Consider the following 9,470-nt stretch of genomic DNA (forward strand, 5'->3'; position numbering starts at 1 on the left):
GGTGAGCAAAGCGGCAACTTGGGGCTGGTGCTGGAGCGCCTGGCGGATGACCTGGAAGAGCAGCAGGCACTCAAGTCCAAACTGCTTGGTGCGGCGCTTTACCCAGCCATTGTGTCGCTGGTGGCCGTGGTCATTGTGCTGTTTTTGGTGACCTATGTGGTGCCGCAAGTGGCGCATGTGTTTGCTGGCAGCAAGCGCGCCCTGCCGTTTTTAACCGTGCTGATGATGGGTGTGAGCAGTTTTGTACGCAGCTATGGCTGGCTGATGCTGATTGCTATTGTATTTGGAGCATTTGGCGCACGCATGGCCTTGGCGAATGCCCAATTCCATGAAAAATTTGATGCCGCTTGGCTGAACCTGCCGCTGCTGGGCAAGATGTCACGCAGCTACAACTCGGCACGCTTTGCCAGCACGCTGGCTATGTTGGCCGGGGCCGGTGTGCCGATTTTGAAAGCCCTGCAAGCGGCGGCTGAAACCTTGTCGAACCGCGCCATGCGCACCGATGCGCTCGATGCCCTGGTGCTGGTGCGTGAAGGCGCGCCACTGGCATCGGCCTTGGCGCAAAAAAAACGCTTTCCGGGGCTGCTGTCGATGTTTGCCCGCCTGGGTGAGCAAACCGGCCAGCTGCCTGTGATGTTGCAGCGTGCCGCCAAGCAGCTCAGCACCGAGGTGCAGCGCCGCGCCATGCAACTGGCCACGCTGCTGGAGCCCCTGCTGATTGTGGCCATGGGGCTGGTGGTGATGTTGATCGTGTTGGCTGTGCTGCTGCCCATCATTCAACTCAATCAGTTGGTGAAGTAGGGCGCAGCGGTTACCAATCCACCAAACTCAACCCCAGGCTCAGCACGGTGCGGCGACGGTTGTAGTCGATCAGGCTGTCACCATAGCCGCTGAACAGCTGGGTGTGCAAGCGCAGGCCGCTTTGACTGCCCTGCACACCGCTGCTACCGAGTTTTTGCAGCCATTCCAGCTTGACTGAGCCATTGGCATGGGCGCGCAGCGCGTGGCGCAGCGTCAGCCCCAAGGTGTTTTGCGCATCTATGTTCCAAAAACCAGCCACTTCGGCACGGCCTATCAGGTTGGCGATGTCGGGGTTGTCGTCGCTGCTGGCGGGTTCAGGCAGGCGGTACCAGAGCTTGCCTTGCACTTGAAACGCTTGGCCTTTTTCCATGCCCGCCATCAAAATGCTGCGGTTCCAGCTGCGCGAAAACGGCAGCGGCTGGCCGTTGGACTGGTGGTTGAGGCTGAGGCCGCCGTAGCGCAAGCGCCATCCGCCGGGCAAAGGGGCATCAGCGGGGTAGATGTAGATCAGCTCGGGCTCATGGTCGGTGGTGCGAAATGGGCGCGACAGGTCACCGCTGAAAATTTGCCAGTTCGACTGCTGGCTGTAGCCAAACCAGAGCGAGTCGCGCTTGAGAGGCTCGGTTTGGGTCAGCAAGCCTTGGGCGATTTTGGTGCGTACCGACAAGCTCATGCGCGTCTCGGTGTTTCTGTAGGGCACAGCCTGGGTCGCGTTGTTGGCTGGGTTGGACGAGGTGGGTTGGGTGTTGACGCTGTCTGAGCCAATCACACTCAAAGAAATCGGCCGAAAACCGCGAATACCAAAGGTGCCGCAGTCGCTGCCCAATTCAAGCTCCCAAAAGCGCGAGAGTTCGGAAAACTGCAAATCTTTGCAGTGCGATACAGGCGGTGTTTCTATCGTCAAAATGATCGGGCGCGTGGATGGTGCAGGCAGCGTGGGTTGGGTTTTATCCACGCCAGGCAGGCTTACCAAACTGCCCTCTGGCGGATGGGAGGGCGTGGGCGCTTGTTGTGCAGACCAGTTGTCAAAGCAGCGCAAACGCGCGTTGTCGTCACTGCTCAAGGCTTGGCACTGTTGCCAACCCGAAGCTTGCACAGATGCTGAATTTTCATTGTCATTGCTGGCCAAAGAGGTTGCAGATGCTGCGCTGACTGCTATAAAAAGTAGAATACGATAGAAATTCATGAGAGACCGCGCTGCGGCGAAACCAGCGCAAGCTGTTGGGTGTGTTAATGAATGTGCCGGATGTCGGGGGCAGCGTGTGTCAAGGGTGCATTTGGGCACGCGCTGCGCTGTCAGCCGCCTTCTGCGCAAACTCAGCGCGCAAAGCCCGGAGTTTTTCGCGCGGGTCTTCTTTCACCGTGGCCTGATCCAGCCCCATTTCGGCAATGAACCGGCTGGGTTGCGCGGCCACCATCTCGCGGCCTTTTTTGCGCTTGCGCGTCCAGCTCACGGCCAAGCTGCGTTGTGCCCGGGTGATGCCCACATACATCAGGCGCCGCTCTTCCTGCAAATGGCTGGTTAGGCTGGCGCTGGCTGCTTCTTGGGCTTGCGCACGCTGGGCGGCCGAGGCCTTGCCTGCATCGGCCGACTCGGGGGTGTCGCGCAGCTGAAACGGCAACATCCCCTCGGTCGCGCCCACCAGCATCACATGCGGCCACTCCAGCCCTTTGGCGGCGTGGAGCGTTGACAGGGTGACTACATTTTGGTCGGTTTCGCGCTCTTGAATAGTCGACAGCAGCGACACGGTTTGCGCCACTTCTAGCAGGGATTTGACCTCGCCAGCGGCATTGACCCCTGAGGCATCTTCCACTTGCCCGCCGCAGCGCCCGCTCATCCAGTCGACAAAATCAATCACATTGCCCCAGCGCGCGGCGGCCACTTTGTCGCTGTCTTCACCCTCTACCAAATACTGCTCAAACCCGATGGCCTTGAGCCAGTCCAGCAAAAAAGTTTTGGCGGCTTCAGCCCCCAGCGTGTGGCGGGCGCGGAACTCCAGGTCGTTCACTTCGCGGCCAAATTCATGCAGGCTGCCCAGCGCTTTGCCAGAAATGACAGCGCCCAGGCTGGCCGAAAACAGTGCCTCGAACATGCTGACCTTGTATTTGGACGCAAAGTCGCCCAGCGCCCCCAGCGTTTGGTGGCCAATGCCGCGCTTGGGCGTGGTCACGGCGCGCAAAAAGGCCGGGTCGTCGTTGTTGTTGATCCACAGCCGGAACCAGGCGCACAGGTCTTTGATTTCGGCACGGTCAAAAAAACTGGTGCCGCCCGAGACCTTGTAGGGAATTTGCGCCTTGCGCAGCGCTTTCTCGAACGCTTTGGCCTGGTGGTTGGCGCGGTACAGCACCGCAAAATCTCGAAATTCTTTGAACTGCGGCCCAGCCTGGTTCAGGCCGCTGGCGCGCAGGCTTTGAATGCGTGCCACGGCGCGCTCGGCTTCGTGCTCTTCGGTGTCGGCATCCACCACCCGCACCGGCTCGCCTTCGCCCAGGTCGCTCCACAGGTTTTTGGGGTAGAGCTTGGGGTTGGGGCCAATCACATTGTTGGCGGCACGAAGAATGGCTGAGGTTGAGCGGTAGTTTTGCTCCAGCTTGATGACTTTGAGTGTGGGAAAGTCAAGCGGCAGCTTTTTCAGGTTGTCCAGAGTGGCGCCACGCCAGCCGTAGATTGACTGGTCATCGTCACCCACGGCGGTGAAACGCGCTTGCGCCGGGTCTTTGCCCCCCACCAGGAGCTTGAGCATGTCGTATTGCGTGGCGTTGGTGTCTTGGTATTCATCTACCAAAATATGGGCCACCAGCGCTTGCCATTTGTGCCTGACGTGCTTGTGATTTTGTAGCAATTTCAACGGCAGGCTGATCAGGTCGTCAAAGTCCACGCTCTGGTAGGCGCTCAAGCGCTCTTCGTAGTGCGCCATCACTTTGGCCACGATGCGCTCGCTGTCGTTGCTGGCTTGGGCACTGGCCTGAGCGGCATTGAGCCCCTGGTTTTTCCACAGGCTGATCGCCCACTGCCAACTGCGTGCGGTGGCCGCGTCCACACTGCCACCGGCATCTTTCAAAATGCTGTGGACATCGTCGCTGTCCAAAATCGAAAAATTGGGCTTCAAGCCCAGCGCTGCACCGTCTTCGCGCAGCAGGCGCACGCCCAAGGCGTGAAAAGTGCACACCACCACGTCTTTGGCGGCACGCCCCACCAGGCTGCGGGCGCGTTCGCGCATTTCTGCGGCGGCCTTGTTGGTGAAGGTGATGGCAAAAATGCGTTTGGCCGGCACGCCGGCGCGAATCAAGCCCCCAATTTTGTGGGTGATGACGCGTGTTTTGCCCGAGCCAGCACCGGCCAGCACCAGGCACGGGCCATGCATGTAGTTCACAGCTTCTTGCTGAGCCAGGTTCAGGCCGGTGTTGGTGGAGGGGGAAGACATGGCAGGGAAGACTGATCCGAAGGGGCGAATCATACCTATGCGGGAACAGGGTAATGTTGCTGCCAGGGTCTGATAGTCTGAACAGGACTTACGCAAAACCGCTCCAGCGTTGTTGCCCCGACTTGCCGTACGCTTGTACTGCCTGCGTCGGGGCGCCTAGCTGGAGCAATTTTGCGTAAGTCCTACTGAAGTTAGAATACTGTAATTAATAAATTTGAACTTTAGAAATTGCATATATGATTGACCGGCACATTCAATCCCACTTGCAAACCCTTTTGGGACATTTCCCCTGTGTGGCACTGACCGGCGTGCGGCAGTGCGGCAAAACAACCCTGCTGAACACACTTGGTGCTGAGTGGCAGCACTTTGACATGGAAAATTCCGCGGATCGGCAGCAACTGCTGGCTGACCCTGATTTGTTTTTTCGCTTGCATACCGGCAAGGTTGTGGTGGATGAGGCGCAGCTAGCACCCCCCCTTTTTGCTGCCCTGCGCGTGGCGATAGACCGCGATCGAAGCAGAAAAGGCCGTTTTGTGCTCTCGGGTTCGAGTTCACCAGAGCTGGTCAAGCAGATTTCAGAAAGTCTGGCTGGCCGGATGGCGCGTCTGGAGATGGCACCCTTGAGCCTGTCGGAGGCATGGCAATTGCCACCCTCGCCCCTGTACCCGATGTTGGCCTCAGGCGCGCCGCTGGCGCAAATTCATGCGGCAGCTGTGGCACGGTTGACGGTGCACCAGGTGCGTGACTATTGGTTTCAGGGCGGCTACCCTGAACCTTGGCTGAGTGGCGATGACGCATTTCGCAGTCTGTGGCAGCGCCACTATATTGATGCCTATTTGCTCAGAGACATTGGTGCCTTGTTTCCCACTTTGAATCGAGATCGATTTCGGCAGTTCATTACCTTGCTTAGCCAGCACTCAGGCAATATTCTCAACAATGCCGATATGGCTCGAACGTTGGGGGTGAGTGAACCGACTGTTCGTGACTGGTTGAGTATTGCGCACGATACCTTTTTGTGGCGGCATGTTCCAGCCTGGGATCGCTCTGCTGCAAAGCAAGCGGTCAAACATCCCAAAGGTTTTTTACGCGACAGCGGACTGTTGCATCGGCTTTTGCGCATTCCCGATGTTGACATGTTGATCACCCATCCCGTCGTGGGCAAATCTTGGGAGGGGATGGTGGTGGAAACTTTATTGCGTGGGTTTGAGAACGCTGGTATGGATGTGACGCCTTTTCACTACCGCACCCGCAGTGGCGCAGAAGTTGACTTGATTCTGGAAGGGGCATTTGGCCCTTCCAAGCTGTTGCCGGTAGAGATCAAATTGACACCGCAGTCTGACAGGCGCGCTTTGCGAACGCTAGCGGATTTTGTCAATGTCCACGACTGTCCACTGGGGCTGGTGATCAACAATGACGAACGCCCACGCTGGTTGGATGAACGCATTTTGGCGATTCCAGCGGCTGCGCTTTAAGTCGCCCAACTCTGCCAGAATAAGACACTAAGACTCTCGACCCCAAGTCACCCTCCCCATGCACGCACTTCACCTCACCGATTACACTCAAACCCTCGGTTCACAAGCAAAACAGGCCTCAGCCCTTATGGCTAAAGCGCCAGCAGCTATTAAAAATAAAGCGCTCAAGCAACTCGCCGAATTGCTGCGCGCCAACGTGCAGGCGCTGCAGATCGACAACGCCAAAGACATTGATCGTGCCGTGGCCGCTGGCTTGGTCGCGCCGATGGTTGACCGCCTCAAGCTCACCCCCAAGGTCATCGAAACCTGCGCCCAAGGCTGTGAGCAACTCGCAGCCATGGCCGATGTGATTGGCGAGATCATGGGCATGCGGGAGCAGCCCAGCGGCATACGCGTGGGGCAAATGCGGGTGCCGATAGGCGTGTTTGGAATGATCTTTGAGAGCCGTCCCAACGTCACTATTGAGGCCGCGTCTTTAAGCATCAAAAGCGGCAACGCCTGCATTTTGCGGGGTGGCTCGGAGGCCATTGACTCCAACAAAGCGCTGGCCAAACTGGTGCAGCAGGCGCTGGTGGCCGCGGGCTTGCCGGCCAATGCGGTGCAACTGGTGCAAACCACCGACCGCGCCGTGGTCGGTGAGCTGATTGCCATGCCGCAGTATGTGGACGTGATCATTCCGCGCGGCGGCAAGGGGCTGATAGAGCGCATCAGCCGCGAGGCCAAAGTGCCTGTCATCAAGCACCTGGACGGCAATTGCCACACCTACGTGGACGACCCGTGTGACCTTGCTCTGGCTGTCAAAGTGGCCGACAACGCCAAAACCAACAAATACAGCCCGTGCAACGCCACCGAGAGCTTGCTGGTGGCGCGCGGTGTGGCCGCAGCGTTCTTGCCGTTGATTGGCCAGATTTATGCGGACAAAGGCGTTGAGATGCGCTGTGACGAAGAAGCCTTGGAAATTTTTAAGCAAAATTGGCCTCTAGCGCCTGTATTACCAGCGCAAGCAGCTATTGAAAACAGAGTGACCCAGCAACCCATTTTGGTGGCAGCGGCAGCGTCTGACTGGTTTGAAGAATACCTGGCACCCATCATCAGCATCAAAGTGGTGGCGGATGTGGATGAGGCCATTGCGCACATCAACCAGTATTCCAGCCACCATACCGATGCCATCCTGACCCGCGACCACCTGCACGCGCAAGCGTTCCTGCGCGAGGTCGACTCGGCCAGCGTCATGGTCAACACCAGCACGCGCTTTGCCGACGGCTTTGAGTACGGCCTGGGGGCTGAAATTGGCATCAGCACCGACAAATTCCACGCCCGTGGCCCGGTTGGCATTGAAGGCCTGACCTCGCTCAAATACGTGGTGCTCGGGCAGGGCGAAGTGCGAGGTTAAATCTTGGCCACCCTGCCGGCTCAACTTGTCCCGATGACCCCCAAATTTGTATTGACCCACCGCCGTGCGGTGCTGCTGATGGTGGGCGTGACCCTGATGTGGTCGATGGCTGGGGTGGTGACACGCCACCTGGAGCAGGCACGCAGTTTTGAGGTGACCTTTTGGCGCAGCTTTTTCACGGCACTGAGCCTGCTGGTGCTGTTGCCGCTGATGCATGGCCGCGGCACCCTGGCCGCTGTGCGGCGGGGCGGTGCGCTTCTGTTGGCTTCAGGCTTGGTGTGGGCCGGCATGTTTACTTTTTTCATGCTGGCCTTGACGCTGACCAGTGTGGCCAATGTGCTGGTCATCAGCGCGTTGATGCCGCTGTTCACCGCGCTGGGTGCGCGGCTCTTCATTGGTCACACCATTGAGCGGCGCACCTGGTTGGCCATTGTGGTGGCGGGCATGGGTATGGTTTACATGTATGGCAGCCAGTTTGGACAGGGCATCAACTTGCTGGGTGCCTTGGCTGCGCTGGCAGTGCCCATAGGGGGTGCAGCCAACTGGACAATCAACCAGCATGCGCACCGACACGGGCAGCATGTGGACTTGATTCCCGCGGTGCTGATCGGTGGCATGGTGTCTGCCGCCGTCACCTTGCCAGTGGCCTGGCCACTGCAAGCCTCTGGGCACGATGTGGCGCTGCTGGCTCTGCTGGGGCTGGTGCAGTTGGCTCTGCCGTGCACGCTGGCCATTGTGTGCGCCCGCGTGCTCAAAGCGCCCGAAATGGCCTTGCTGGGCTTGCTTGAAGTCATTTTTGGCATTCTGCTGGCCTGGTTGGGTGCGGGCGAGGTGCCGGGGCACAACGTGTGGGCGGGCGGCACGCTGGTGATTGCGGCGCTGGTGTTCAACGAATGGATGGCCTGGCGCGGTCGCCCATGACAGCAGCCACCCACATGCCCCTGGCGGAGCGCCTGCGCCCCAGCACACTGGGTGCCGTGGTGGGGCAGCAGCATTTGCTGGGCGAGGGCATGGCACTGCGGCTGGCGTTTGAGTCGGGCCAGCCCCACAGCTGCATTTTTTGGGGCCCGCCTGGCACCGGCAAAACCACCATCGCCCGGCTCATGGCGCACGCCTTTGAGGCGCAATTCATCACCATCAGCGCAGTGCTGGGCGGTGTCAAAGACATTCGTGAAGCGGTAGACAAAGCCCAACTGGCGCAGCAGCAAGGTCTGCGCACCCTGGTGTTTGTGGACGAGGTACATCGCTTCAACAAAAGTCAGCAAGACGCGTTTTTGCCGCATGTGGAAAGCGGCTTGTTCACGTTTGTTGGCGCCACCACCGAAAACCCGTCGTTTGAAGTGAATTCGGCCTTGTTGTCACGCGCAGCGGTTTACGTGTTGCACGCACTGACTCCTGACGATTTAAAGCAAATTGTGGCTCTGGCACAGGCAGAACATGCGCTGCCAGCTATTGAAAATGTAGCAATTGAGCGGCTTGTGGGCTATGCCGATGGCGATGCCCGCCGCCTGCTCAACACGCTGGAAACCCTGGCCGTGTCAGCGGTTCAGGAACAGCGCCAAACCATCACCGATGACTGGTTGCTGAAAGTGCTGGGCCAGCAACTGCGCCGCTACGACAAAGGGGGTGAACAGTTTTACGACACCATCAGCGCGCTGCACAAAAGCGTGCGTGGCAGCGACCCCGATGCCGCCCTGTATTGGCTGGTGCGCATGTTGGACGGCGGTGCTGACCCCCGCTACCTGGCGCGCCGCTTGATCCGCATGGCCAGCGAAGACATAGGCCTGGCTGACCCCCGCGCGCTGCGGCTGGCGCTGGATGCCGCAGACGTTTATGCCCGCCTGGGCAGCCCAGAGGGCGAGCTGGCGCTGGCCGAGTGCGTGGTGTATTTGGCCGTGGCACCCAAAAGCAATGCGGTCTACAAGGCGTTTAACGCGGCCAAAGCCTTTGTCAAGCAAGACGGCACCCGCCCGGTGCCCCTGCACCTGCGCAATGCGCCGACCCAGCTGATGAAAACCCTGGACTATGGCAAAGGCTACCGCTACGCCCATGACGAGCCCGATGCCTTTGCCGCAGGCGAGCGCTACCTGCCAGACGGCATGCCAGACCCCGGTTTTTACCAGCCGGTTGAACGCGGGCTGGAGATCAAAATTGCCGACAAATTGCAGCGCCTGAAAAACCGCAACCATCAAGCCCGCTGATGCGTGGTTAACCTTGCTTATTCAAGTTTGAGCCAAGGGTAAACCCGGCACATTGCAGCCCTGTGACAAAACAGCCCGTGACTACAATCCTGACCACTTTGCGCCCTGAATGCAGGGGTTGGCAGGTTTATTGCTAACAGCCAATCCAAGCCCACAAGGCTGTCGCAGGCATCACACC

7 protein-coding genes are annotated in these 9,470 nt (G+C 59.1%); 5 read left to right on the forward strand and 2 right to left on the reverse strand.

Annotated elements, in window-relative coordinates:
• On the forward strand, positions 1-801 hold an 801-nt coding region (locus tag PHT20_RS15605; protein WP_301021243.1), incomplete at its 5' end, for a type II secretion system F family protein.
• A gap of 10 nt (positions 802-811) precedes the next feature.
• Here the strand turns inward: PHT20_RS15605 and PHT20_RS15610 are convergent.
• Both PHT20_RS15610 and PHT20_RS15615 read right to left on the reverse strand, forming a co-directional pair.
• Positions 812-1,930, reverse strand: a complete 1,119-nt coding sequence (locus PHT20_RS15610; protein ID WP_301021244.1) for a phospholipase A — start codon at positions 1,928-1,930, stop codon at positions 812-814.
• Positions 1,931-2,066: 136 nt separating this feature from the next.
• Positions 2,067-4,226, reverse strand: coding sequence for a UvrD-helicase domain-containing protein (locus tag PHT20_RS15615; RefSeq protein WP_301021245.1), 2,160 nt, complete (start codon positions 4,224-4,226; stop codon positions 2,067-2,069).
• Positions 4,227-4,462: 236 nt separating this feature from the next.
• Between PHT20_RS15615 and PHT20_RS15620 the strand changes: the two genes are divergently transcribed.
• Genes PHT20_RS15620 through PHT20_RS15635 form a run of 4 tightly spaced genes read left to right on the forward strand, consistent with a single transcriptional unit; the run spans position 4,463 to position 9,292 of the window.
• Positions 4,463-5,698 carry an ATP-binding protein gene (locus PHT20_RS15620; protein ID WP_301021246.1) on the forward strand — a complete coding sequence of 412 codons (1,236 nt, stop codon included), beginning with the start codon at positions 4,463-4,465 and terminating at the stop codon, positions 5,696-5,698.
• 58 nt (positions 5,699-5,756) lie between these two features.
• Complete coding sequence (locus tag PHT20_RS15625) at positions 5,757-7,091, forward strand: glutamate-5-semialdehyde dehydrogenase (protein WP_301021247.1); 1,335 nt, start codon at positions 5,757-5,759, stop codon at positions 7,089-7,091.
• Positions 7,092-7,124: 33 nt separating this feature from the next.
• Complete coding sequence (locus PHT20_RS15630; RefSeq protein WP_301021248.1) at positions 7,125-8,012, forward strand: DMT family transporter; 888 nt, start codon at positions 7,125-7,127, stop codon at positions 8,010-8,012.
• Positions 8,009-9,292, forward strand: a complete 1,284-nt coding sequence (locus PHT20_RS15635; RefSeq protein ID WP_301021249.1) for a replication-associated recombination protein A — start codon at positions 8,009-8,011, stop codon at positions 9,290-9,292. Before PHT20_RS15630 ends, PHT20_RS15635 begins: the two co-directional genes overlap by 4 nt.
• Positions 9,293-9,470: the final 178 nt, after the last annotated feature.

The organism is Rhodoferax sp., from assembly GCF_028715765.1.
In the GTDB taxonomy this organism is placed as follows: domain Bacteria; phylum Pseudomonadota; class Gammaproteobacteria; order Burkholderiales; family Burkholderiaceae_C; genus Rhodoferax.